Origin of the sequence: Staphylococcus sp. EG-SA-14, from assembly GCF_017151935.1 — a bacterium.
In the GTDB taxonomy this organism is placed as follows: domain Bacteria; phylum Bacillota; class Bacilli; order Staphylococcales; family Staphylococcaceae; genus Staphylococcus; species Staphylococcus aureus.
The window spans coordinates 1-246 of record NZ_JACVZM010000112.1 but is presented as its reverse complement, the minus strand read 5'-3'; the positions used below and the strand labels follow the sequence as shown (position 1 = coordinate 246).

General features: G+C 35.0%; 1 pseudogene. It reads left to right on the top strand.

Annotated elements, in window-relative coordinates:
* Window positions 1–118 precede the first annotated feature (118 nt).
* Window positions 119–246: pseudogene (locus IDG63_RS15050) on the top strand (ABC transporter permease subunit); the annotation flags it as partial.

Here is a 246-nt window from a genome sequence, read left to right as displayed (position 1 = left end):
ACAACCACTTAATACCAACGCTAAAACTATAATTGCGATACTAATGATTTTCTTCACATCTATCCCTACCTTTTTAATGAATTCTTGGATCTAGTGCATCACGCACTGCATCACCTATAAAATTAAACGCATGAAATATGTAGATGCAGCACGTATCACTGGTGAAAACACTTGGAATATCATATGGCGTTATATTTTACCGAATGCGATTGCGCCTATGATTGTACGTTTTTCATTAAATATAGG